Source organism: Ignavibacteria bacterium, from assembly GCA_016707005.1.
GTDB lineage: Bacteria > Bacteroidota > Ignavibacteria > Kapaibacteriales > Kapaibacteriaceae > UBA10438.
Genome location: JADJIQ010000005.1, coordinates 189,319 through 213,406 on the forward strand (window position 1 = coordinate 189,319; position 24,088 = coordinate 213,406).

Sequence of the window (24,088 nt, forward strand, 5' to 3'; positions counted from 1 at the left end):
AACCTATTAAGCCGATCGAGCGCAGGCGAACAACATGGTGCTTGCCTACTGTTGGGAGTACAAGGAGAGTTCGCGTTTCCCAAGCGAATCTCGTAACCGACAATGTCACCCGACTTATCTCGGAGAAGGGGTGTAAGCACGATCTGCTTTGTGGTTGGGACTGTGCGTATTTCTGGGATTCTGTACGGATTATACCAGTTAATCAATTCACAGGATTCCTCAATAGTAATGAAGGGCGTACACGACTCTTCAAGACTAACGCGATACCACGTAGATCCAGTCGTGACTGTGTCTTTCTGTTCAATCGTTAACGAATAGATACTCATATCGATGCCAGTCGGTACGTCCAGTTCGAATGGAACACCAGTGGGAACATCAAAGTACTCTCCTCTTTTGGCAAGTGAGAATTTATATAAAGGTCTGTTCAACTTTGGCTTTACTAGAGCTCCTTGTTCATCGACCTCCATAAGTGACCGCCCCTGCACATAAAGTGAGGGCACCTCATTGCAATGACTGCAAGCATTCAGGATGAATGGTACTATCGCCAAGAAGAACCATTTCTTCATAATGTCAATTCAATAGGTTTTAGAGATTTGTATGTGCTGCTCATGCTCAACATCATTTTTCGATGGAAGCTTGACACTGCACCCCAAACAACGAAGTATGGTTGCGTTCTTATTGACAATGTCCATCCAGCCCCCATACCCGGCTCATATACTTTCTTTTCGCCACTGCTAATCTGTTTCCATACGGAACGGCTAACACTCGGCAATTGTCCAATGTATGCGAATACTGGCTCAACGCCGCTCTTCCTTACATTCATTAACTCCTTGTAGCCTTGACGAAATCTGAATGAGTACTCATCAATGTTCGTGACTGGTGCGCATTGACGTGTTGCTCGCTCTATAAAATGACGAACGCTCTCCCGATCGACGGCAACGGTGTCTCGCACCCATTTGTCATCTCCAACCAACGCGGAGATTAGTATACGTGCCTCGGATGGGAAGATGGTCTCGGCGATTTTAGTAGAGAGCAGCTCGCTCTTCTCAACAGACGGCAATCGTCCCACCACGATCACAAGCCCCTTGGTTATCGGCGACAACGAACTCAATCCCACCGGCTGACTTGTTTCGGTCGGTCCAGAACTACGCGAGAGCAGCAGGTAGGCCACAACTGCAATAACGGCAATCGTGCTAACAATCACTCTGCGCCTGTTTCCGATAAACCATCGGGGATTCGACAATTCGCTTTTTACTTCAACACCCACGTCTGCCGCGTGGCTGCTAAAAGCAGTGTCAGGCGTTTGCGGACCCTCTTCGCTGGATGGGGCGCCTTTGTGCGCTGCCTTCAACTTCTCAACGTAGCCATCCACTGCTAGCTTTGTTTCTGGCCGGAATGATCCTGGTCGCTCTTGTACAACATGCTGAATCTCTACTTTGAATAGATCAAGAAGCTTTGAGATGTCGATGCTTAGGTGATGTACGTCCGCTTCGTCGGTGTGGCCATGTGACCATTGGTTACGCAGTTCTCGCACAGCTGCGATCTTCGTAACGATTCCCTTCTGCGTGAAAGGGAACACACGTGTGAGGTTTGGGAATTCGACCTTGCCCATGCTCGTCATCGGGAGCGGTCTTTCGTTCGCGTCCCTCCAGCTCTCGTAGTCCGTGGCGAACTCAAAATAGTGCGTCAGGAAGAGCAGGTCACAGTCGAGGAAGCTTGTCTTGTCCTGATTCCGGGAGTCTCTAAGTCTCTCATTACCACTGAAGACCCGCTTGCCTGGATAATCAGGAGATGCTGTTGCAACGTACGGCCGCACAAATCGATCGAAGTACCTCGCGTCGATAGACCTCAGCGCATCATCCAAAAACAACGCCAATGGCCGTTCCGCTGCCTTTAGGAGATCCGGGATAGAGACTGTTGCCATCGAACAATGCCCTCATTAACTTGCATTGAGTATCGAATTCGTATTGGCAAATATGCATCTTGTTTTGGCACGGTCAACGGGGTCGTGCGCTTTGTAGAGGGGGCTTGTTAGATGGTGCTTTTCTCGTTCATTGGTGTGGCAGATACGAACTTGGCTTCAGAGTCTAAGGGACCTATCATAACGGCAGTAACGGGCCTTAAACCGGATGCGGTCTACTTGATCGCTACACAGAGTGAGAATTCGAAGCACGACTTCCTCGCAGGGGGCGGTTCGGTGAAAAAGGTACTCGCAAAACTGGAACCACGGTCTAAGGTCACGATCGTTACGCTGGATATTGAAGATCCTACAGATCACAACGAGATCTACCCAAAACTGAAGGATCTGCTCGCCCCCTATGTAAAGAGTGGCGTTGATCTCACAGCCGCGATCTCCTCAGGTACACCGTCGATGCAGGTCTGTTGGATCCTTCTTGCTGAATCCGGCGATGTGCCGCTTCGACTCATCCGTACGGTTGAACCGGAGCTCTCATCAAAGACGATCCGCGATGTGACACTCGGTACCGGTCTTCCGCGCATCACTGCGTTGCAGGAAGAGAATCGTGAGCTTCGCGAAGTTGCGCTCCCGCAGATCGTGATGAAGGGCAAGAAGGGCATACTGACGATAGGAGATCGTGACGTAAAGCTCTCCCCGACGCAATTCGCCTACTATCGGTTCTTCCTTGAGCTCTGCAAGAAGGGCAAGACGGACGATGATAGACGTCTGCGTCTTAGCGGTTACGATATGAGTGATCACTTTACGACAACGGTCAATCGATTTCAACAAGAGGGATTCCCCGACTTCGAAGCAAGCGACTCGGTTCGACTGAAGAAACGCAGCATGATCGCTGCAGATGTCTTTCGCTCCAATGTCACGAAACTCAACGCAAAGATCATTAGCGTACTACCATCACGTTCACTAGCTAGGTACTATCAGATAGGTCATGTAGGCTCGAAGAAGGCACGACACTATGGCATTGAATTGGACCCGTCGAAGATCACTCTGCGATAGACGAATGTTTCTGCATCGTTGCTGACGTAGTACGCTGTACATATCCTAGAATATTGCATCTGTCAAACATCTCTTTCACTCCTTGAGGGGAACGATGAATCGTTTCTACTGGTATCTCGTCGCTGCGCTTGTTCTGTGCATCGATCCACGCGCTGCAATGGCGCAATTCCCTGTGACACTCACGCTCGATGCACGCAGTGCCGATCCCGTGGTCACTCCACCCACGCGCTCCGATGCGCGCTATCGCATCACAGTATCGGGCACGTATTCCCAGTGGCCGCAGTTCGCGGACTGTCACGGCGTAGATGCCGTGTGGGTCTACGATGTTCCTCAGGAAGAGATCGACGCGTTTCGCTGGCCGCCCAAGCAGATCCTTGGACAACCGTTTGTGGAGATCCCGCACTGGGTTGGCGACTCCACGAGCTACTCCTTCCCACCAAAGGGCTTTGGTATCGAGCCGCTGTTCGAGATCAGCTTTCGCAAGTACCTTGGCTTTCGTGTCAATGGTGAACCGTTCCCCGCTCTTCCGTTGGATCCAATACTGCACCGCTACCAGCAGACACGTGCCGGCACGGGTGAACCGTTCTCATTTCGCATCGTGGACTCTACGTTGGTCCTACAAGCAGGCACACCGGTTGCCCGACATGAAGACAACTGCGGCAGCCTCACCGTAGTGGTGGAAGAGATCCTTCCCAAGGAGATCAACATCTGCGATGTGCAGCCGATCGAGATCAATGGCGAGACCATCGGACTACGCGTAGACGCTGCAGTCCTTGAACTTGATTCAACCATCGTTGATGGTCAACGAAATCTGTTGACATCGCCCGAAAAGATCGGAATCGTCTCGGACGGCAAGTTCATTTGCCCGGATTCGCTCGTATGCGATAAGGTGCGCACGAAGCCCCTTTCCATCGGTCTCGTGGTGGATGTCTCCGGCAGCATGCAAGACATCGTCTCTTTTGAAGGGGCTTCTATCAGTCGCATTGAAGCGCTGAAGATCGCCCTGCTCGGTACGCTCAAGAAGCTGTTACCGGGCGACAGTCTGTTTCTTATCCGTTTCAACGAGACAGTTGTCCTCACGCGTGACTGGACCTCCGATACGGCGTCCCTTGGCACGGCAATACGCTCTCTCTTTGCAAGCGGCTTCACGGCCTTCCACGAAGCGATGATACAGGGTCTTACGAAGATGTCAACACATAAAGCACCTTACAAGGTGCTGATCGCGATGACCGACGGACTCAATAATCGTACTCCCTATGAAGAAGCCCCTGTCATCAACACAATACGAAGTGCGAACGTACCGGTCTATCTCATTGCTCTTGGATTCACTGGCGATACAGCAGAAGCATCAGGTCTGGCATCGATGCAGCGCTTTGTTCAAGCGGCACCGACGGGAAAGCTCTATCGGATAACGACGGGTGACGAATTGGTATCTGTCTATTCCAACATAGCGAACAACGTTGCTACGGAAGATTGCTGTCGGCTCTACTTCAAGATCCCACCATGTGATCGTGGTCAGTCAAAACGGAATCTGCGCCTTGTCTATGTAGAAGGTGACCAGATCGTATCGAAAAACATCGTTGTTGACTGTGACCTAAAGACCACCGGTGTGATGGCTGATGACAACACAGATGATGACCGCGCCGAGATGCTTCAAGCCGACCCTACACCTTCTTCCGACGTGGCCTCGATCACCTGCGATCTCACCGCACCGTCATTCGTGCAGTACGAACTTTATACGATCGATGGTGTCCTTCTACGCCGCACGGACATCGGCATGGTGGATCTTGGTCGAACACGGATCGACATCCCAGTGAACTCACTCGTGAACGGGCTCTATGTATGTAGAGTAGTTGTCGGTCGGACGGCACAGCATGTCACCATCCTTGTGCAACGATAATTCAAGAAAGAACACAAACATGAACATGAAGATCAAACTCATAGCTCTTGTCGTAGCCGCTGCGCTCAGTGTACTACAGATGCGCGCCCAATGCGACACCACCGGACAGAAGATCATTGTGTCGGCCCAACCTGCCACGGTACTTGCCGGTCTATCCATTCAACTTGTGACCGAGCTGCCTGCTACTATTCCGCCTGTGGCTGCCGTGCGTCTATCCGCCTATGTGGACGGACAGCGAGCAACAGTACTCGCCTACACTTCTCGCAGCGTCGACATCCTGTTGCCCGCCTCGGTTGGCGAGGGAACTCACACAGCGTGGTTCTGCATTGATGATGGACCATTCGGTTCCGCGTCGATCACGGTTACCACGCGAGAAGAGACACTCGATACGGCCATTGACAAGACAGATCCCGATCCGCGCACCAACAACGGCCCTCGTCAAGACTTGTCAGGAGCGGGCCGCAGGCCACATGATGACGGCCGACGTGACTATCCGAACGGCGGACACGGTGGCTCGCTCCCCTGCAGTGAACGACACGTGATCGACGGAACGTTCACAAGATTGGCAGACAGTATCAGTCGCGAATGGGCCGGTATTCCGCCAATGATCGGCCGCTTCTCGCACATGTACCTCGACTACTGTGCTGAAAAAGGCGCGATGTACCTGCTTAATGATTGGCTCTTAGGAACAGGATCCTACAAGCAGAATTGCTACAATGTCTTCGAGTTCACAACCGGGAACGGACGCGAACAATGGAAGATCAAGGTCACGCATGACAGCGTGCGTCCGGTGATCGTGGTCCTCAATGGTGCTGATGTAACCGATGATTCCACACTCGTCCTCGGTGGCGGGTTTGGTTATGGGGCTTCACCAAGCGACACAACGCCCCATACCATCTATGAGTTTGGCGTGAAGGTCTCGGATGGCCTCTTCATGCTCCCTTATGGAGGCGATCCAGTGGAATACAAGCCTGCTACCGGCGTGTCACTGGACTGTGACGAGAGCATTACAAGTGGTTATGGACTGATCTATGAGCCCAACATCCGATCAGCACACTATTCATCGACCGGTGTCTCAACTCAGCAATACGAACGGTACATTCCAACGAGCGGGATCATTGGACTTGAGATCGAACCCAACATTGTAACCGGCGAGTATGGTGGCGACAGCATTCGTTACCGCTCAGGCAACGGCCCAATGGTCACGAACCGCTGCAACAGCCGCGGTGTAGTTGATGGCATCTATACCGCAGAAGAATGGTCAGGGTCCACACCTGTTGTCGGCCAATACGCCAACCTCTACGCTCAATTCTGCAGCGGCACCCTACACATCCTCAACGACTGGATCTACGCTACGGCGATGCCCAACAACGCAACGTGCTACAACCTCTTTGAACTCTTCACCGGGAACGGTCGTGAACATTGGGGCATCTGGGTCTTCCAAGACGCGGCACGCAAGCCACGCGTATTCCGCAACGGCGTTGAAGTGACCGAAGACACAACCATCGTGAAGTCCGGACTTGCCGGCTGGGGCGGATCACCACGACTCGAAGCACCCCACGCCATGTATGAGTTCCAGATCAATGCGATGGAAGGGGGCTTCTCCTTGCAGTATGCAGATCCGGGTCCTGCTAGCTTCTGCACCACCGCGACATCATCAGCAGATGATGAAGGATCAGTGATCGCTCCGGTAATGCTGCAACCGCAACCATACCGCCAGTCAGATGGTCCTCTCACGCTCACGTATCTCCCCGTCGGAGCGACGATCGACATCCTCGATGTACGAGGCAGAACGATCCACTCTGCCAACGTTGGCGCAGCGAACGCGCTCACCATCAACTTCACACAGCCACTTGCAGCGGGCCGTTACACCGTGCGTATCACCAATGATCGCAGCACACAACAGCTTCCGCTGATGGTTCTACCCTAGGTAGATTTCTACTTGATTTCCACGCCGGTTCTGCATTGTATCGGATGTTCCGCCCCCTCCCTGTTCCAAGAAGTTGCATGTGTTCAACAACACACACATCACTTCTGGGGCTGGGGACAACATGCAAACGCTGGACACACGCATCAAGGGCACCTACCACATAACCGACGTATCAAATCTCGCATCGATACTCAACCAGGGACTTCAGTCACATGCGGAAGCATACAAGTGCGGGCTCGTCAAGAAGGACATCTCCGAGCCAACGGTCAATGCGCGCCGGGGCAAGTTTCGGTTCTCCGATGGAAGATCCCTTCACGACTATGCTGTTTTGTACTTCAACCCGCTCAATCCAATGCTCTATATGCGCAAGGCTATGCAGAAGCGTCTCGTGATCCTTGAGTTCTCCACTGAGATCTTCCGTCATCATGGCATCAAGGTGACAGACGGGAACGCAGCGGATGGCGCTACACAAGTTCTAGAACCGGCACAACTCGACCTCGTGGACTTTGATACCGTGTTCGCACAGTACTGGACCGACCACACCGATGGGAAGCGCAAGCGTTGTGCAGAAGTTCTCTATCCGAGCGTACTTCCATCAGCGTTCATAACCGCAATTTGTGTTGCGTCCGCTGAGCTAGCCAAATGGATCTGCGATCACATTGAACCACGTTTTCACTCACTAGTTCAAGTGCGTCAGGAGGTATTCTTTTCATGAACATCATCCATGGCAACATCTTCGCGACCGATTGTCAGACCATCGTCAACACAGTGAATTGTGACGGCTTCATGGGTAAGGGTCTCGCGCTCGAATGCAGGTTCCTCTATCCTGACGCATTCACGGAATATGCTGCAGCGTGCACGAGTGGCACGGTAGCGACCGGCACGATTCAATCATATCGAGCAGGGCAGAACATGCTTCTGAACTTCCCAACGAAGCGTCAGTGGCACCTTCCATCGAAGATCGAGTATCTCGATGCCGGACTCAGGACGTTTGTTGAGACATACGAAGGGCTTGGGATCACCTCTGTAGCATTCCCATTGTTGGGAACGCAGAATGGCGGACTGGATGAAACTCGGGTGCTTGATCTTATGGCAAGACATCTTGACCAGCTTCCGATCCGCATAGAAGTCTATCGCCACGACCCTCGGCTGGTAGCGCCCTATATGGAAAGTTTGATCCTCTTGATCAATAGCATCGGCCATACGGAATTCGGAGCACAAGCTCGGGTCAAGGCACCGCTGTTGCGAGCGATCTCAGAGGCGGTTGAGTCCGGTGCTGCTACATGTATTGCCGATCTCCTTTCGCTCCCCAAAGTCGGGGACCGGACCATCGAGCGTCTCTTTGCAACCAGAGCGCGTCTTGCAAGCGCAATCGACCAGCAGTCTCTCTTCGTCTAACACATCGATCATCATTCATCAAAGGAAACACCATGGGCTGGACCTCACTTCTCGACGACATCAACAAGCGTTTTGACGATGACAATATGTCAGACGCATCGCTCAATGAAGAAACATCGGAACATAGACTTATCGTCCTTGCTGCCATCGTGAAAACCCACAAAGCACAGCTGGGAGCCTTAGTAGACCTTGCTTCAGATCCAAGTGTCGATGTTGCTGCACGGTATAAAGAGGCGAAGGAGAGGCATGACGATGCTGTTCTGCTTCTACAAGAAATGTTTAGAACACTTACAAAAGCAACGAATGCCGTCGATCGCGAGCGGAGCGTCCGGAGACAGCTAGAAAAAGAGAATGCATCGCTGCGATTGCAGATCGATGCACTCTCTCAGAATGACATAGCGTACATGCGTTGGACTGAGCTCCATTCACGGCCTGCCGACCTTAACCGGCACAAGCCGAACGCCTAGCCCCCTACCGTACCACATCCTTCACCCACTGGTAGAACACATACCCTACTCCGAGGCCTATTGCCGGACCAATGATCAGACGGATGAACTCGCGCGTGGCGGTACGGGCGATGGCGGTGAACACATTTGTGATGAGTCGCATGACGGCCTCCGTGGTTGGTAGGTGAAAAGAGTTGTGGGTTATCGCAGTGGTCCTCTACCCCTCATTCCAAGAAGTCCTCGGTGTCATCTTCGACGGTGCCGAGGATGGTGAGGTAGAAGCGGACGTCTTCATCCAGGATATTGCCGTCGTTCAGGAGTGAATGCTTGGACCGGACATCGATCTGCAGTGGATCGAAGGATGCACCACGCAGGTCGCAGTTTGCGAACTCGCAATCGATGAGGGTGACGCCAACCCAACGGGTGTTGCGGAGATCAGCCCCCTCATACCTGACGGTGTTGTGGAGGGAGTCGGTGAAGTCGCACCCACAAAAGGTGCAGCGCTGATACTTCACACGTCCAACAGCCATGTTGCGGAGAACAACGCCATCAAAGGTCATCGTAAGGATCCAGACCGGGAACGCGCTGTCTGTGATGCTAGGCAGGATCATCGGAGCGGACATATCATTCCCCTTTGTATGGTGTGTAGTGTTCATGGGGCTAGTGTATGCGTGTGGGCGACGTGTGGTGTCGTTAGCAAACCGTCACAATGATTGAAAGGAGGTGAATAACACCGGAGCCCAAACGATCGTCGGGATATCCTCCCAGCCGCGACGGAGGTGACTACGCGTGAAGATCTCTCTGGTGAGCAGGGATGCAATGCGTTCTTCAGCAACGGTGGAGCTCAAGCCCAGCACGCTATACATCCTGACGACATCCTCTTCGCGAGTAATGATGCCATAGGTGCTGCAATGCAACACGTAACCGATCACTACCCGATCATGATGGTCGAGTTCCTCGCGTACACATAGCCCCTCAAAGGAGGATGCAGTGAAGTCTGTTGCATCCTCCTTATCTCGCACAGCGTCAATGTGCCTGCGCAGCACATGAAGGGTATCGGCAGAGAGCAACGCTATGTGCGCAAGTGCACCGATCAAACGATACTCCGCAGCGAACTCACCGGCCGTAGTGTAGCCTTGCATTAGACCGGAAAATTCTCCGAGTTCAAAAGAGCTTGGGCTGTTGTACCATGGATAATGGCTTGCAACTCGCTGCTCACGGGATTTCTCTTCAAGGAAAACGCTTGAAGTCCGGAGATGCCGCCCGTGATCAGCGTCCTTTCATCCGCCATGATGCCCGTCATTTCCGCACCGGTAAACACCGCATCCGTGAGGTCAGCGCCACTGATGTTGGCATTCGTCAGGTCTGCATTCACAAAGGAGCAGCCGCGCAGAACGGCACCGCTCAGATCTGCTCTCCCCAGATCCGCATTGCTGAAGTCGCGGCGGGCATAGTTCGCTCCTCGGTGTTCTGTTGCGAACATGTCCGCGTCGGACGATTCATTTCCTACGATCGCATGTAACAAACCGTCGAACCCAACCTCCACGCCGATCTGTTGGAACATATCACGGAACATCTTCCAGAGGGGGCTCATCATCACATCATCCGTTTCATCCACGATGATGCGAATGGAGCGCTGCTCGGCGCGGGCACGAACATGTCTGAGCAGTCGGGAAAGATCGTGGGTGCGCACAACCGGTCCACGGTCACTGCTTGATTCATCAGCTCTGCCGATCGCATGCGGATTGAGAAATGTCACTCGTGGTACGTGACGTGGTCCGGCAACGATCTTCCGTCCAATACAGTGACGTCTCAGCATCACCCTACTCACGTTCGGCATGGCAGAAAGAACCAGATCTTCAACATCAGCCACATACGACCACGTGCCAACAAGCCCCGTCCCATCCCCGAAGCGATCGAGATGCTGTATACCGGCACCATCCAACGGCAACCACATGTCGAATCGAAGGTCACGCAGACCCGCCGGTTCCCGGGAACTGAGGTAGTCCAGATCAAAGAGCTCAACATCTCCCCTGATCGACACGATCTCCTGCAACGGCGGCGTTCGCACCACAAGGATATCCGGCTCCGTAGAACCATATCCAAGCACATGATGCCACTTCGTGATGAACTCCGTTGGGTCAGTTGCGTGCGTATCCATATCTCCTCCATAGCTCCGGTGAATGATCGCCCACTATACCGTGGACTTCACCGGAAGCTATGAGGAGCGACGACGTATGGTGTCGTTATATCTGTCTAACACCCAAGTGCAACACAATGCGGCTATGCTCCATCAACACAACTCTCATTGTCTAGTGCTGTATGGACGACCACGACTAAACTAGAGCCATAGCCAGGTTCTCGTAGTCCAAACCCGAAGGTCCATTCTTACCTGATGGATGAATCCATTGTGCGACATGAAGCGATGCACTATGGGAATTGATTCCATTGCCTATAGAAGGTTTCACACTTTTCGAACAGGGGATGGATGAAACAATCATTCCATAGGTCCGTGTTAAGTCTCCGAATAGAGACATCAGCTGTTTATCCAATCCGAGTATGATCACTCTCGGAGGAGTTTTGGAATCCAATCTGTTCCTGAGGTAATCTAGAATCCTTGGATATCGATAGGTAAGGCACCACTTTTTGTATGCAGCTTTGTCTTCAATAACGACGCCATCTATTGACATTTGTTCGTGTTTGAAGGACTCGATGGCAGTGTTCTCCGCAGGAAGGGGGAAGAGCTCAAGCATGGTTAGTGATGTTCCTCCAATAAGTCTTTTTGTGTTCGGCGCTGATACGGCACAGGAAAATTTGGCACCTGTGCGCCTCAATCGATAGTCATTAGTGAGGTGCTTTAAGTGCGCCTTGCTGGCCCTCTGAACACCACCTTCCTTCAAAGCCACAATCCGCTCAAGACCTTCTAAGAATGGCTGATATTTGGGTACGTTATTGTGCCATCCATAGAAGTCATCTTTCGCGTCAATCGCCTTAGACGTGATAAGATAATGCTGTTTTGCAGGGGCATCAACGAGTTGAGGCTTGCCTTCCTTCAACCAATACTGTACGCGCTCAAACACCGAGCACGAGGATCCTGCCTCCTCAATGCTGACAAATATCCAATCGGCTGTGTCAGAGCCATGTCCGAAGTAGTTAAGAAGGTAGTCCTTCTGGTCCTGCGCCGAGATCTTATTCCAACACGTCAAACACATAACAACCCCAAACAAAGTGAATAAACCGTTCTGCCCCTTTACTTCCCCTTCTTTGCGATCACTTTCGGCTCGGCGATGTAGCGATCATGTTGCGCTACCCACCAGAGCTTACCCTTATCAGACCATATGCAGGTCACAACATAGAGACTGCGAACGTCTCTCACAAAGGGTGGCAAATAGCTACGTAGTTGCTCGACCAATTCCTGCGTTGGTTGGGGATAGATGGCTCTGAGTATGGCAAGATCGGGCAGCGCATTGGCTACCATTGCTAGTGTATCGCGGTTGAGGGTATCGGGTTCAAAGGGACGTTCGGGGACAAGTCCACTTGTACCGTACACGCGGTCGATGCACGTATTGCCTGCGCTGGTGAGGTAGGCGCGTGTGTATTGGATCCGCGCGCCGGATGGTAGATGCGCGGTTGACTGCATGATCCCTTTTCCGTGGGTCCGTTCGCCAAACACGGTGCATAGCATATTGCTCTCCAGTCCGAGTGCGATCACCTCTCCACCGGAAGCGGTGGCTCTGTCCACGAGCACGTCAAGGGGCTTTGCACGCAGATATCCCTTTGCTATAGCAACGAACAGCGCGTTCGGAGCAGTGCGGTAATGTGCAACGGAGATCGTATCTCCCATGCGAGCAAATGGTCTGACGATTTTAACCGACTGTTCGTAGTTCCCACCACGGCATCCGCGCAGGTCTAGAATAACTCGTCGGATATCCATGAAGGAATAGTTCCAGAGTAATCGATCAACATCATCGCCCGTGATGTTACCGATCGCATGGATGCGAATGAATGCATAGCCATTGGCTATGAGATCCACCACATGTGTATTGCGAGTTGCCCCAGTGCGCAACGGTATGGTAGCTAGACGTCCGCCCCTGCGTATGGTCAACGTCACAACGCTATCGCTGCACTCAACGATCTCGCGGAGCACCTCCCATCCAGCACAATCCGTCACATCAGTGCCATTCACAGCAAGCACCCTGTCAAGCACAGCGATCCCCGCATCATACGCCGCGCTCGCATAGGCTACATAACGTACAAAGGGACCACGTCTATCAGAGCTAAACTCCAACCCAAGATTTCGTGTGGTAGCACCGTAGTGGTTATCGAACCCGGAGATATGCCATGCCGTGTGACGAAACGTGTAGTAGTCACATCCCTGTAGGATGGAGTCCACTGTCGGTCTCATGAGGATGCTATCCGGCAGCTCCCTGATATACTCCCGACGCAACAGATCGCGCAGGAACACTACATCGGCGCTGTCCTTGGCGGACAGAAGCCCCATAGCAGCAACGCTCACAACAACAAACAGAATACGTTTCATAGGTACCTCCGTCGATAATATCTGAGACGGGGCGACGTGTGGTGTCGTTTGGGTGCCGATCTTTACGGCAGCGACATCAATGACATTAGGGGGCATGTATGTCTAATCAAGTTCGGCGCGTTATCAAGATCCTTTCATGGCTTGCTGCTGGCAACGCGATGACCACGCACGAGATCATGAACAGGCTGCGCGCTGAGGATGAGGAGTATGCTGAAGTAACACTGCGTACAATTCAGCGCGATATCAACGACATCGAAGGTTCCGGCATAGCGCTCATGTCACGCAATGACACCGGCCAGAAACAATACTATCTACAGCGAAATGCAAGAATCATTCAAACTCTTTCGCACACCGAGAATTCAGCACTTGCAGAACACATGCTGCGTGCGGCCTTTCCTCAACTCCGCAATGTAGACCTCCAACACCCTACAGCAAGTGCGGGAGCTTCCCAAGACATCATCGCGACCATTACTATAGGTCAGCACTTAGAGCCAGTGAACGGCGAGTTCATCGACAAGCTCATCGAAGCCATCACCAACGGCACATGGTTGCGCATTCAGTATGGGATTCCGCGCAAGGATCTCGTCGTTCATCCGCAGCGGTTCATACCTTATATCGGTCGGGTCTACCTTGCCGCCTGGGATCCAGAGCACCAGACCTATCTTTCACTTTCCATCGATCGCATCTCACAGATCACCGAAGAGAAGTACAACGGCGCACCGGCCCCTTCCTTCTCCATCGAGGAGTTCATGAAGAACCGTTTCGGTTTGTGGGTAGGCGAACCTCAGACAATCGTTGTCCGCGTTTCGGCCGAGCTTGCCAACAACTTCAGCATGCGACAATGGCATCCCAGCCAACAGATGACCCTGCTCCCCGACACCGGCGAACTCCGCATCACCATGCAAGCCGGCCTCTCCTACGAACTCATCTCATGGGTCATGCACTGGACGCCGCATATCATTGTCGAGGAACCGGCAGAACTGATCGCCGAGGTGCGGAGGCTGCATGAGGAGGGGTTGGGGAAGTAGAAACAACGTTTAGAGCTAAGCCTCATTAAGGCGTCCTACATACATTTGCCGAATGGAATTTCAAAAAGAGAGGAATTGATGTTGAAATCACTTCATAGGTCTTGGCGTACTATCTCTGGCCTGGATGCCTTCACAATTCTTCTCGTTGCACTAACCGCTGTTTACCTCGGAATTGAGGCCTCGATCTCTAGTGGACGCTACGCTAATGTCCTTAGGTCTTTCGATTGGCTGTTGCTCTTGATGCTTGTGATTGAATTCACCTGGAGAACACTTTCCGAGGGCCCACCATGGAAACAAATCAACAATCGTTTTCGAGGTCTTTCAATCGTAGGAAAGGCTAGGCAACTTGTTCCTCTGCAACAAGAGAAGGTTCCTTCTGTCGGCTTTGTCCATTCTACTATGTATGTCATCGATCTCATTGTTATCCCGCTGTATTTAGCCACCTTACTCGATTCTGTAACCCTAGACATGCACGAGCTAACACTCATTCGCATGTTGCGCCTATTGGTTGTTGTGCGTGTCATCGACGTATCGCCGTTGCGAGACTTTGTTACAACGGTCCTACATTCCCTAAAGTCGGTGATGTATGCCTTAATTGTAATGGGTATCCACTTCTACATCTATGCAGTTGCAGGGACCTTTTTGTTTCGGAAGGCTGATCCGCAAGCCTTTGGCGACCTTCCGACGGCCTGCATTACTCTAATGCATGTCAACGGAGGCGAAGGTTTCACTTCGATTTTGACCGAACTGAATAAATACGGTGGCATCTATGGGACGATCGGAACAGCGTACTTCAACTCCTACGTTTTTATTGGAGTGATTCTCCTGGTCGGGATCGTAACTGCTATGATCACGAATGATGTTTGGGATCATCGCAACAAGGCTAATCACGATGCTCGCAACAGATTTCTAAGAGCAAGTTATCGCCATCGCAAGCGTCGATAAGTTCGGGGCACTGCAATCACTTCACTACCCCCATCATCGTCGCGAATTTCGAGGCCTCGCTTGTCGGTTTACCAGCACTTCCCCGTATCACGCCCTTGATGCTCCACTCAGGCTGAGCTGCGTGGTGATTGTTCCTTAGGTCCGGATTCTTCAGTAGTGCAGCTTGAATCAAGAACCTTTCAATCTGACCTAGCACTTTGCGCGGCACTACCTTCTTTGCATTGTTAGGGGCTATGAAGAACATTACTGGTGTCCCCTTGATTCCTCGCGCAAACACTTCCTGATAATGATCTTGCTGGTGAGACCCCATACACTCACTATAGAACGACTTTTTCGTCTTGCCCACATACCAAGCCTTGTGACCGCGTCCGGCCTTCATGGCAAACACGTAGCACCCTTGCTTTGAACCAACACTTTGGGGGATTCCTTTGAGAAACGCGGCCTTCTCACTATTGTCAATGGTTCGAGCGGCTCCCTTGTTGGAACACTTGATTGTATATGGTCCGTAAACCTTTAGCTCCGTCATGTAACCCCCAAACAAAGTAGTAACTGAATGCCTCGCCGTAGCCGGCAACATTGTCATAAGTCGGCAAGTAGTGTCACTCTGAGTAAATCGGCTTGCTTGCCTCTCTTCTAAAGTATGACGCTTTAACAGTTAGAATCAACATCAGCGTTCCTCTAAGAGGCCAATGGCGGCAAACACGCAAAGCCGGGACCATCCATCAACGTATTGGCCAGGCACTGGGCGCTGGAATAGAACACCTCTTTCCGGATCACTAGCTGTCACTACCAGAGCTACCGCTCATAGCATGAAAAGCTACTACTTGCCGGCACAACGAGACAAACTCCTCGTAGGACAGATCACCTTTGGCGTCGTTTGTTTTCCAACTGCAGATTCGGAAGGCGGCAGGCCCAGTTCCATCGCCGACATGATCCACGGTTGGTAGAAGCCCTAACCGGTGTTTGTACTTTCTGCGTTCTTTCTTCGATTCTTCATTATCATAGGTTCCAATCAGCTCCCAGCTGAGAGTCTCACCAGTATAGTCGTCTAAACCATTGGAGGCGCACACAGCCCTATGAATCTCCTCGAGATATTCTCGATTTGTTGATTCCATATTGTTGCGCTTTTTATCACGTCGAAGATGAATGGCAGCTTTGGCGCGTAGCCATTTTTGATACTTCGCATTATCAACGCGGCCATCAAGAAAGGAGGGCAAATCGTATTTCGAACTACCACCACCATTGCGCTGTGCATTCACGCTTACTCCCGCTGCTTAGTGAATATTCCTTTCTGATTCCTCGACATTGAGCTAGTTTATGTTCTGGATTCAATGCGAAGACGTCAACCACTCCCTCGTCTCCTCGTCCTCGGAATACACCGTGCAGCTGATGCGTCCACGCGACATTAGCGTACGGTAGGTGTTCTTGATAAGGAGATCAGCCTTTTTTATTGCTGCCTTTGGGTCTTGCTTAAAGAGCGACTTGTACCCCCGCATGGAATTGTCATTTGATGAACGCTTCGTGGCGTCCGTAATGATCTTCCCGTTTCGAACAACGAGGTCCGGTCCAATTATGACTCCGATGTGGTCTAGTTCAAGGCCTTGACACGTATGGATACACCCAACCTCAGAGACGGAGGTCTTTGACATGATCCACAGACTCCCCTCCTTGGATAGGTTCCACTTAGCCTTGAACAACCCATCATCGAGCACAATGTCGAATTTGCTTGCCTCCTTCTTGCTCTTCCAATCCCAACAGTACCCCGCAACCATGCGAGCTGAATTATTCTTCTTATTCAGTGCAACGATTCTTGTTCGTAGGTCAAGAGCACCGTTAGCTACTTCAAACGTGTATCGAGAATCACTTTTAGAGACATTGGCATTCGGCCTGATCTGAAGCAGATTGTCAAGCCATGCTATATACCCATCGGAACCTGCACATCGGAATTGCGATTCGAGCTTCATCTCGATGATATCAGCTCGATGTTCACGCGCCCAATGAATGATCTCCTCACGCGACCCAATGTCCAGCCAATGAATGCGTTGGTCCTCATCTAAGAAGAAGACCGAGGTCTTAGCGCTATGAATGATCTCCTTGATCTGGTTCTCACCGAGGTTGCTATAGAGACCAGACTTCTCATTGAGTCGATGGGCTTCGTCCACGATCAAGGTATCAAACGTATTCTCCTCAACGTTGGTAAACCCACCAGAACCTACGAACATATTCGAGATCCGACTCTTCGTCATCGATCCGGTTAGCAAGGCTTGGTACACGGCACGCGGTGCGCCATTCTTTGTGACGTACTTGCTGACCTGCCTCTTTGTGGTTGTTGCCACTAGTAGGTTGATCGCGACTACTGACTTCCCAGTTCCGGGACCACCATTAACGATCACTACCTTCTTCTTTCGCTTTCGTGCACCATTCAGCGGAGCAGCCGCATCGAGAGCCGCCTCGTAGACTACCTTCTGTTCATCGATAAGATTGAACTCTGCGTTCCCCTTTATCAAGGATGATAAATGGTCCACGAGCCCCTTAGACGGGACGATCTTTCCTTTGGAAAGCACATATAACGCCTCCCCACTATCGCCCTTCCTGACGTGCTTCCTAATGAAGTCTCTGAGTTTCTGCGCATCATCGCGTAGAAATGCCGGCGCATCGTCGATATATGGCTTGTAGTGTTTTGAGAGGATGACTTCCGGCCGATCACAATTGTGTAGATAGGCACAAGGCTTCAGACTGATGGGCTCTCTACGAACAGCCTCATTGTAATCCTCAAGCAGTGCTGCGTAGGACCATGCCTGATACGATGGGTGGGCTACCTCACGTTCCGCTCCGCCGAGATAGGTGGAAACGATTGCATCCTTAGCTGTCCCTTGCACCTCACTCCACTGCTTGAGCTCTACGATCACGATCGTGCGCTCATTAGCTGAGTTGTAGCCGCTTACAATGAAGTCGATCCTTTTGCTTGTATTAGGAATCGAGTATTCGATAGCTATACCGGCATTAGAAGGGAGCTTACTATCAGCCATCACACGTTGCATACACTCCAGCGAGTTCTTCCATGACAACAACTCACTTCGGCTTACATTGATACCGATCTTAGCCTTCACAGCCGCCTTGATGATCTCATCAATGCGGTTTGTGAAAACGTCTTCGAGGAAGGTTTTTGTTGTTTCGAGATAGACGATCATGCGGTCTCCCTTTCAACGAAAGTAATCAGGCGGCACTCATCGTATCAACTTGTATTGCCTGTGACTGCTCATACAATGTTCCCAATGTAATGTCTGGAGCGACCTGACAATGACGGTGTGATCACGAAGCATTGAGATGAAGCTATCTTGGTTCCTTGCCCAACGACAACTAATCATCTCCGTCGGAATCATCAACCTTGTTGGGCCAGACGCCGGCCTTTGAAGAACGTCTCGTTCTCTCTTTCGTGTGATGATACTTCAACCGCACAGCTGTTGCCGTCCAAGTTGGGTCGTTGGCAGCAAATACAGTACTCGAATACTTGAATAACTGGTGCTGATAGGCAAACGCGGCTGTGTATGACCCTTTCTCGGAACGCGCAGCAAGTTCGACTCCTAGAAAGAGCGCCTCAAAAGGTGAAAGGTAGCCGCGAAGAATCTTGGCATACTGTCTCTGTTCTTGATAAGACTGATCTCCTGCATAACTAATTAATGTGTTAATGGCTCGGGACCATTCTCCATAGGATCGTTCAACATTCATGCAATTGCAGTGAATCATAGACCAGTCAACTTTCTTTTCTGCATCGTGGGCACTAGTAATTACATACCCATATAGATATTCAAAGACACTTCGTCCGACAAGTGTCTTGGGAGGGTTAATGTTGGGTGTGATATAGCTTATACGGTCCACGGCATCATCATATCTTCTCAGCATCTCAAAAAAGTGCTCGAGTCTTAGCTGTCTTTGGCTTGTACGTAACTGGGCAACTGAAACAGCAACAACAAGTACGAGAGTTATCGACTGAAGGAGTATTGCGCCAACTCCGGATAACCAAGAGCCATATGAGTCCCATTTAGTCCACTCCTCTTTAACGATACCTGGCAATCCAATTGAGATTGTAAGAATGAGTACAAACACCACTATCATGATCACCAATACTCTGGGCCTCAGGGTCCAAATACGATCCATCCAATCGAGAATGTTCATTACTAACTCCAATTAGCGAGAAACTTACACCACCCTTTCAACCTCTGCCATGTCTCGAACCTCCACGGATCTCCACGTTCCCCAGCCACCGGCGGAATTCACGGCCTGTACCCAGAGATCGAGGGCAGCTTTCTTGGCCTTGCTTTCGTCGGTTGGTTCGCCCTTGATTTCCATGATAAGGGTTTCGCCGGAAGAGAGACGGACAAGGAAGTCTGGGATGTACCTTCTGCGCGACCCATTCCAGAGATAGGTGATGTGGAAGTTGAGATGGTCGTTCTTGATCCAGGCGTTTACGTTGGGTGATACGTCGAGGTGGTTGGCGACGAAGGATTCCCAAGCGCCGTCGGTGACAACTTTGTTTGCGTGACACTTCTCAGTCTTTCGCGTTGGACGTGTGGTCCACCATGTACGCATGTTCGCCGTTGATCCGCGCGGATTCTGATCGTCAAACACACACTCAAGTGTCTCAACATTCTGCGCGTTGATGTACCGAACAAGATGCTGCACCACGCGGTCCATGCTTTGTCCAATGAGGATGCGACGTCGCACGGGGTCCTCACCTGCGGGACCTAACACTCGTACCTTCTCGCTGGTAAGGAATTGTTCGGCTAATCGCACAAGCTGAATCAAAAGGTACTCTGGCCGACCAGCAAATACTCCGTCCATCTCAAGCCAAGCCTTCTTGGCTGCCTTGAAAACGAGTGTCTGGAACCGGAAGTCATCCGGAATCCTCGCAAGATCTACACTGGTCACTCGCGAGAAGTCCTCAGCACCTCCAAGGGCAGGTGCAAGCTCTGCCCGCACAACCACCTTTGATGGATCGATGATAAGGGGCTCTACATCATCCCACATCACAACAAGTTCCGGACGTACCACGTGCTCCACACGTAAAACGTTCGGCCAAACGATCTCGAATTCTGCGCGGTCGTTGAGCGACTCTATCTGGTGCGATTCCTTGGGTGGCGGTGGTGCATCGCCCCCTTCACTCTCTCGCTCAAAAATGGTGAGTGGTACACCGAACACGTTAACGTATTCTGGCTTAAAGAATCCGGTTTCTTCGTCGATCTCGTATGACACACGACGCAAACCTCTGCCGATCACTTGTTCGCACAGGAGCTGACTGGAGAAAGCTCGCAGACCCATGATGTGGGTTACGTTCTTTGCATCCCATCCCTCACTCAGCATTGCTACGGAGATAACACTTTGTAGGTCTTGCCCAGCCTTGCGCTGACGTCCAACTGTATCCACGAGTTCACGCAACAACTCTTCCTTCTTCATTCCAAGGAGTCGCTCCTTAGCATCGATAGGAATGTCCGTTGCCTCAATGATATTCTTGAGTCGCTGTTCGTAGTCTTTGTCAGTCGAAGCCGATTCACCGATCTCGGCCTTTTCAAGTACCCTGCTATCTACACGCAACGTTTGATGCGGCGATGTGAGTTCAGGAATGAGTGCATCTCCTGAATTCAGATAGTGCTCGATGCGAGCTGCGGTCTCTGTGCGATTGCACACCGTAAGCATCACCGGCGGCACATTCTGTCCGGCACTCTTCCACGCCTTCTTTGCCTCTCGCCAATCATGTGCAAGCAGGGCATAGGCCTGCTGCACCAACAACGGCAATGCCTCGTGTGGGAGTGCTCCTCTACGGTTGAGGTCTTCGCCAACCTCAGGCTCTCGATAGAGATGATAGAGCTTGGGTTTTAGGGTCTTCGTATCGGGGATCACACCATCACGCACGACAACGCGTGGGGTCTTCACAAGTCCGGCCTCGATGGCATCATTCAAACCAAAGTCAGACACGATCCATGAGAAGAGCGCCTGGTCTTGGGCCTTCTTGCCCGACGGAACGAATGGCGTGGCTGTGAGATCGAAACAACGATTGATACGGAGTTGACCGTGGATACGGTCGAGTCCTTCAATCCACTTCGTTGATTCTTCCACATCGATCCCCGCCTCCGATGCTGCCTTCTTCATCGACTTGTCATCCTGCGCAAACCGGTATGCATGGTGCGCCTCATCGTTGATGACAATGATGTCCTTATGAGCTGCAAGGGGGCCAAGCACTCGCCGTACAAATGCCTTATCACTCTCCTGCCCCTTCTTAACAACGGATCTCTCAGACTGTTTGAGTGGCATCAATGAATGCCAATTCTCATTGAGGATCACAGCGCCGTTGAGTTTCTGACGCATGGCTGCAGTAGGACAAAGAACGAACTCATCGTAAACGTTCCGTTCATCGCCGGGCATAAGAACTTGAAGTCGGTCACGCACGGTGATCCCAGGCGCAACGATGAAGATGGCCTTGGAGAACCTCTTCGTTTCGCGCGGGAACATCATGGCATTGAGCGCTTGCCAGGTGATGATCATGCCCATGAGTGTGGTCTTGCCCGACCCCGTGGCCATCTTATTACAGATGCGATCGAACGGTCCGCCATCACCTGGGATGTTGATCCCTTGTTTGGCATTTGCTGGACCTTCCACCCACCATATCAGAGTTTCAACCGCTTCGAGCTGGCAATAGTAGAACGGGTAAAGTCGATGTGAACGATCATTCCAGTGCTCCAGCAACTCCCGCGTCACCGTTGTCACGTTCGGATACCCTTGCGCTCTCCATTCATCCACCCGCTCACGGATCTGATTCACAAGTACAAGCTCTTCTGACCGCCGGGTTCCCTTAACTGGGTCAAAGATCTCATAACTCGCAGGCCGTCTACCCTCAACGAGGTTGAATCGTACACCATCGTCAACCCAATGTCGTGTGGGGACGGAGTACGGCGAGTTAATGATCAAGGATTTAGGTTTCACTCGTCTTCCTGTATGCTTGTCGCGGATCGGTAGGCCTATTAGGAAACTTCAGCTGCAAAGCACCTTCGTTGATCAGATCGCGAAGTATTCTGTCTCGAACATACTTTTCCTCGCGTGAAAGGTGGACCGCAATCTCCTGCAGCGTCCGGAAGTCACTTGTGCAGAAGTCGACTACCATCTTCTTCGAAACTTCCTTTGTGCGTCTAGCCACATCACTTTGCGGGGAGTTCGGATCCTTATGCAGGGAGTTCGGATCCTTATGCAGGGAGTTCGGATCCTCATGCGGGGAGTTCGGATCCTTATGCGGGGAGTTCGGATCCTTATGCGGGGAGTTCGGATCCTTGTGCGGGGAGCTCGGAACCATAGGAGGGGGGCTCGGATCCTTAGGAGGGGAGCTCGGGTCCTTAGGAGGGGAGCTCGGGTCCTTAGGAGGGGAGCTCGGGTCCTTAGGAGGGGAGCTCGCAACGGCGTAAGTAGCTCCTCTTCGCTCTCCTTGTCGCTCCAACAAACCCTTTTCAATCATCCCATTGAGAAGAGCGGTAATGTCTGTGCGATGCAAAGTGAGCATACCTTGCAGGTCACCATTCCGAATTCTGCCCTTTTGTTCTGAAGCAACGAGCGTAGCCATTTCATCCCCAGAAAGGTTCTTGACCACCTCAGTTCCAAATACTTCTTCGAGCCTCTTTACAACTTGGTCTGGAAACGTGGAGACCGTTGGCAGCTCGAGCACAACTCTGTCTGGATTTAGTTGTTCCCTAACAACTGGAGATGCCCAGCGAGCATTATGCCAGCTTAGACGAATTCTTTCAACTCCAGAACCTGCCTTGTCACCAACTCCAAGAAAAGCAAACATTCGCTGCAATGTCTTGTTGCGACATTCACTAACACCACCCGATCTGAATTGCTCGAAAGACACGAGCAACGAGCCTGGATTTGAAAATACATACCTGTCTCGGTGCTTGTGAATCACGACTCCTCCCTTGCCAAAATGATCAGCATGGATTAGTGAATTCACAAGTGCTTCCTTCAACGCCAGATGAACATCTGTCTCTTGCGTGCGCACCCCATATTCGTCGATTTGATACGGTTGTTCGAGATGACCGTACAATCTGTCTCTGACTCTCGTAAAGAAATTAAACAGATTGTGATCCCAATTTCCGTCGTCTGTAACACGATGCGTCCAACGCTCCGTTTGATCATTGGACAAATGTTCCTGGTAGTCAACATGATATCCCGATATCGCACGCGGATCGTAGAGGGCCATTTCACTTCCAAACATTAACAGACCCGCAATTGTAACGCCAGACTTATTTGACGTCCGATCAACTCCAACGGCACCAATCCGACGCAAAAACTCCTCATTACCAAGCGAGTGATACTGATGAGAAGGTTGACTATTCTGAAAAATCTGTCGGTATTGCCGAATAGATTCAGGAGACAGATCGGAGAGCGTGAACTTTTCCAAAACTTGCCCGTCACCTGGGGCATCACTGTGATCGGCAAACATTCGTCGTACTTCGTCCGGATCACATCGGTAGTCGCCCTCTCCCTGCCGCCTAAAAGTTCCAACAAATGGATCGCTGCCCAGATAGACGGGCCGCTGATCTCGTGTTGCGCGGGGAACATCAACTACGAGAATTCGCTTACCATTCAGCTCAAGGACTTCAAAAGACGAATTGCTAAGCAAGTTGGGCCTTGCGACTAATCCACCATGTATTGCATTGAAAATGTCCTGACGGGTCTTTTCTGGATCATCTAATCCATGAATTTCTAGTGTTCCATCGCTCTTCTGTGCAACACCGAGGGCAATCGTACCTCCATCAGTGTTTGCAAATGCCGAATAGCTCTCCCACAACGTACTGGGGAGACCTCCTCTGCCAGACTTGAACTCCAGCTTGGAATCTTCACGCAGAAGAAGTCGATCAAAGAGTGCCAACTGCTTGCTCATACGC

Annotated in this window: 21 protein-coding genes; 8 read left to right on the forward strand and 13 right to left on the reverse strand. The window is 51.5% G+C overall.

Going from position 1 to position 24,088, the window contains the following annotated elements:
- Positions 1-562: 562 nt before the first annotated feature.
- A complete protein-coding gene (locus IPI29_09345) occupies positions 563-1,924 on the reverse strand; it encodes a hypothetical protein (GenBank protein MBK7412743.1) in 1,362 nt (453 codons plus the stop codon).
- Between the two features lie 111 nt (positions 1,925-2,035).
- Between IPI29_09345 and IPI29_09350 the strand changes: the two genes are divergently transcribed.
- The 6 genes from IPI29_09350 to IPI29_09375 all read left to right on the forward strand — a co-directional run bounded on the left by IPI29_09350 (position 2,036) and on the right by IPI29_09375 (position 8,666).
- Entirely contained in the window at positions 2,036-2,971 is a 936-nt protein-coding gene (locus IPI29_09350) for a hypothetical protein (GenBank protein MBK7412744.1), read from the forward strand.
- Positions 2,972-3,065: 94 nt separating this feature from the next.
- A complete protein-coding gene (locus tag IPI29_09355; protein MBK7412745.1) occupies positions 3,066-4,871 on the forward strand; it encodes a VWA domain-containing protein in 1,806 nt (601 codons plus the stop codon).
- Positions 4,872-4,890: 19 nt separating this feature from the next.
- Positions 4,891-6,801, forward strand: a complete 1,911-nt coding sequence (locus IPI29_09360) for a hypothetical protein (protein ID MBK7412746.1) — start codon at positions 4,891-4,893, stop codon at positions 6,799-6,801.
- 121 nt (positions 6,802-6,922) lie between these two features.
- Positions 6,923-7,516: a DUF4433 domain-containing protein gene (locus IPI29_09365; GenBank protein MBK7412747.1), complete on the forward strand. Its 594-nt coding sequence runs from the start codon at positions 6,923-6,925 to the stop codon at positions 7,514-7,516.
- Positions 7,513-8,199 carry a macro domain-containing protein gene (locus IPI29_09370; GenBank protein ID MBK7412748.1) on the forward strand — a complete coding sequence of 229 codons (687 nt, stop codon included), beginning with the start codon at positions 7,513-7,515 and terminating at the stop codon, positions 8,197-8,199. The genes IPI29_09365 and IPI29_09370 overlap by 4 nt, the downstream gene beginning before the upstream one ends.
- Before the next feature lie 32 nt (positions 8,200-8,231).
- Entirely contained in the window at positions 8,232-8,666 is a 435-nt protein-coding gene (locus IPI29_09375; protein MBK7412749.1) for a hypothetical protein, read from the forward strand.
- Positions 8,667-8,670: 4 nt separating this feature from the next.
- Here the strand turns inward: IPI29_09375 and IPI29_09380 are convergent, their stop codons facing one another.
- The 6 genes from IPI29_09380 to IPI29_09405 form a co-directional block, all read right to left on the reverse strand.
- Positions 8,671-8,808 (reverse strand): hypothetical protein, encoded by a 138-nt coding sequence (locus IPI29_09380; GenBank protein ID MBK7412750.1) that lies wholly within the window; start codon positions 8,806-8,808, stop codon positions 8,671-8,673.
- A gap of 61 nt (positions 8,809-8,869) precedes the next feature.
- Positions 8,870-9,301, reverse strand: a complete 432-nt coding sequence (locus IPI29_09385; GenBank protein MBK7412751.1) for a pentapeptide repeat-containing protein — start codon at positions 9,299-9,301, stop codon at positions 8,870-8,872.
- 48 nt (positions 9,302-9,349) lie between these two features.
- A complete protein-coding gene (locus tag IPI29_09390) occupies positions 9,350-9,787 on the reverse strand; it encodes a hypothetical protein (protein ID MBK7412752.1) in 438 nt (145 codons plus the stop codon).
- Positions 9,787-10,806 (reverse strand): pentapeptide repeat-containing protein, encoded by a 1,020-nt coding sequence (locus IPI29_09395; GenBank protein MBK7412753.1) that lies wholly within the window; start codon positions 10,804-10,806, stop codon positions 9,787-9,789. Before IPI29_09395 ends, IPI29_09390 begins: the two co-directional genes overlap by 1 nt.
- A gap of 175 nt (positions 10,807-10,981) precedes the next feature.
- A complete protein-coding gene (locus IPI29_09400; protein ID MBK7412754.1) occupies positions 10,982-11,701 on the reverse strand; it encodes a hypothetical protein in 720 nt (239 codons plus the stop codon).
- A 194-nt stretch (positions 11,702-11,895) separates the two neighbouring features.
- Positions 11,896-13,185 (reverse strand): PDZ domain-containing protein, encoded by a 1,290-nt coding sequence (locus IPI29_09405; protein MBK7412755.1) that lies wholly within the window; start codon positions 13,183-13,185, stop codon positions 11,896-11,898.
- 98 nt (positions 13,186-13,283) lie between these two features.
- Here IPI29_09405 and IPI29_09410 point away from each other — a divergent pair, with 98 nt between their 5' ends.
- Entirely contained in the window at positions 13,284-14,213 is a 930-nt protein-coding gene (locus tag IPI29_09410; GenBank protein ID MBK7412756.1) for a WYL domain-containing protein, read from the forward strand.
- 78 nt (positions 14,214-14,291) lie between these two features.
- A complete protein-coding gene (locus IPI29_09415) occupies positions 14,292-15,158 on the forward strand; it encodes an ion transporter (protein ID MBK7412757.1) in 867 nt (288 codons plus the stop codon).
- A gap of 16 nt (positions 15,159-15,174) precedes the next feature.
- Here the strand turns inward: IPI29_09415 and IPI29_09420 are convergent, their stop codons facing one another.
- The 6 genes from IPI29_09420 to IPI29_09445 all read right to left on the reverse strand — a co-directional run bounded on the left by IPI29_09420 (position 15,175) and on the right by IPI29_09445 (position 24,084).
- Positions 15,175-15,684: a hypothetical protein gene (locus IPI29_09420; protein MBK7412758.1), complete on the reverse strand. Its 510-nt coding sequence runs from the start codon at positions 15,682-15,684 to the stop codon at positions 15,175-15,177.
- 250 nt (positions 15,685-15,934) lie between these two features.
- A complete protein-coding gene (locus IPI29_09425; GenBank protein ID MBK7412759.1) occupies positions 15,935-16,417 on the reverse strand; it encodes a hypothetical protein in 483 nt (160 codons plus the stop codon).
- Between the two features lie 69 nt (positions 16,418-16,486).
- A complete protein-coding gene (locus tag IPI29_09430) occupies positions 16,487-18,349 on the reverse strand; it encodes a DUF2075 domain-containing protein (protein MBK7412760.1) in 1,863 nt (620 codons plus the stop codon).
- Positions 18,350-18,518: 169 nt separating this feature from the next.
- On the reverse strand, positions 18,519-19,334 hold the full coding sequence (locus IPI29_09435) for a hypothetical protein (protein MBK7412761.1): 816 nt from the start codon (positions 19,332-19,334) through the stop codon (positions 18,519-18,521).
- Positions 19,335-19,358: 24 nt separating this feature from the next.
- Positions 19,359-22,136, reverse strand: a complete 2,778-nt coding sequence (locus tag IPI29_09440; GenBank protein ID MBK7412762.1) for a DEAD/DEAH box helicase family protein — start codon at positions 22,134-22,136, stop codon at positions 19,359-19,361.
- A complete protein-coding gene (locus IPI29_09445) occupies positions 22,126-24,084 on the reverse strand; it encodes a putative DNA binding domain-containing protein (GenBank protein MBK7412763.1) in 1,959 nt (652 codons plus the stop codon). The genes IPI29_09440 and IPI29_09445 overlap by 11 nt, the downstream gene beginning before the upstream one ends.
- Between the last annotated feature and the right edge of the window lie 4 nt (positions 24,085-24,088).

What these genes read in the sequence shown, in the direction of transcription:
- IPI29_09350 (MBK7412744.1), top strand. Translation starts at nt 2,036, where the DNA reads ATGGTGCTTTTCTCGTTCATTGGTGTGGCAGATACGAACTTGGCTTCA.
- IPI29_09355 (MBK7412745.1), top strand. Translation starts at nt 3,066, where the DNA reads ATGAATCGTTTCTACTGGTATCTCGTCGCTGCGCTTGTTCTGTGCATC.
- IPI29_09435 (MBK7412761.1), bottom strand. Translation starts at nt 19,334, where the DNA reads ATGAACATTCTCGATTGGATGGATCGTATTTGGACCCTGAGGCCCAGA.
- IPI29_09365 (MBK7412747.1), top strand. Translation starts at nt 6,923, where the DNA reads ATGCAAACGCTGGACACACGCATCAAGGGCACCTACCACATAACCGAC.
- IPI29_09375 (MBK7412749.1), top strand. Translation starts at nt 8,232, where the DNA reads ATGGGCTGGACCTCACTTCTCGACGACATCAACAAGCGTTTTGACGAT.
- IPI29_09430 (MBK7412760.1), bottom strand. Translation starts at nt 18,349, where the DNA reads ATGATCGTCTATCTCGAAACAACAAAAACCTTCCTCGAAGACGTTTTC.
- IPI29_09415 (MBK7412757.1), top strand. Translation starts at nt 14,292, where the DNA reads ATGTTGAAATCACTTCATAGGTCTTGGCGTACTATCTCTGGCCTGGAT.
- IPI29_09405 (MBK7412755.1), bottom strand. Translation starts at nt 13,185, where the DNA reads ATGAAACGTATTCTGTTTGTTGTTGTGAGCGTTGCTGCTATGGGGCTT.
- IPI29_09445 (MBK7412763.1), bottom strand. Translation starts at nt 24,084, where the DNA reads ATGAGCAAGCAGTTGGCACTCTTTGATCGACTTCTTCTGCGTGAAGAT.
- IPI29_09360 (MBK7412746.1), top strand. Translation starts at nt 4,891, where the DNA reads ATGAACATGAAGATCAAACTCATAGCTCTTGTCGTAGCCGCTGCGCTC.
- IPI29_09395 (MBK7412753.1), bottom strand. Translation starts at nt 10,806, where the DNA reads ATGGATACGCACGCAACTGACCCAACGGAGTTCATCACGAAGTGGCAT.
- IPI29_09380 (MBK7412750.1), bottom strand. Translation starts at nt 8,808, where the DNA reads ATGCGACTCATCACAAATGTGTTCACCGCCATCGCCCGTACCGCCACG.
- IPI29_09345 (MBK7412743.1), bottom strand. Translation starts at nt 1,924, where the DNA reads ATGGCAACAGTCTCTATCCCGGATCTCCTAAAGGCAGCGGAACGGCCA.
- IPI29_09420 (MBK7412758.1), bottom strand. Translation starts at nt 15,684, where the DNA reads ATGACGGAGCTAAAGGTTTACGGACCATATACAATCAAGTGTTCCAAC.
- IPI29_09390 (MBK7412752.1), bottom strand. Translation starts at nt 9,787, where the DNA reads ATGCAAGGCTACACTACGGCCGGTGAGTTCGCTGCGGAGTATCGTTTG.
- IPI29_09385 (MBK7412751.1), bottom strand. Translation starts at nt 9,301, where the DNA reads ATGAACACTACACACCATACAAAGGGGAATGATATGTCCGCTCCGATG.
- IPI29_09410 (MBK7412756.1), top strand. Translation starts at nt 13,284, where the DNA reads ATGTCTAATCAAGTTCGGCGCGTTATCAAGATCCTTTCATGGCTTGCT.
- IPI29_09370 (MBK7412748.1), top strand. Translation starts at nt 7,513, where the DNA reads ATGAACATCATCCATGGCAACATCTTCGCGACCGATTGTCAGACCATC.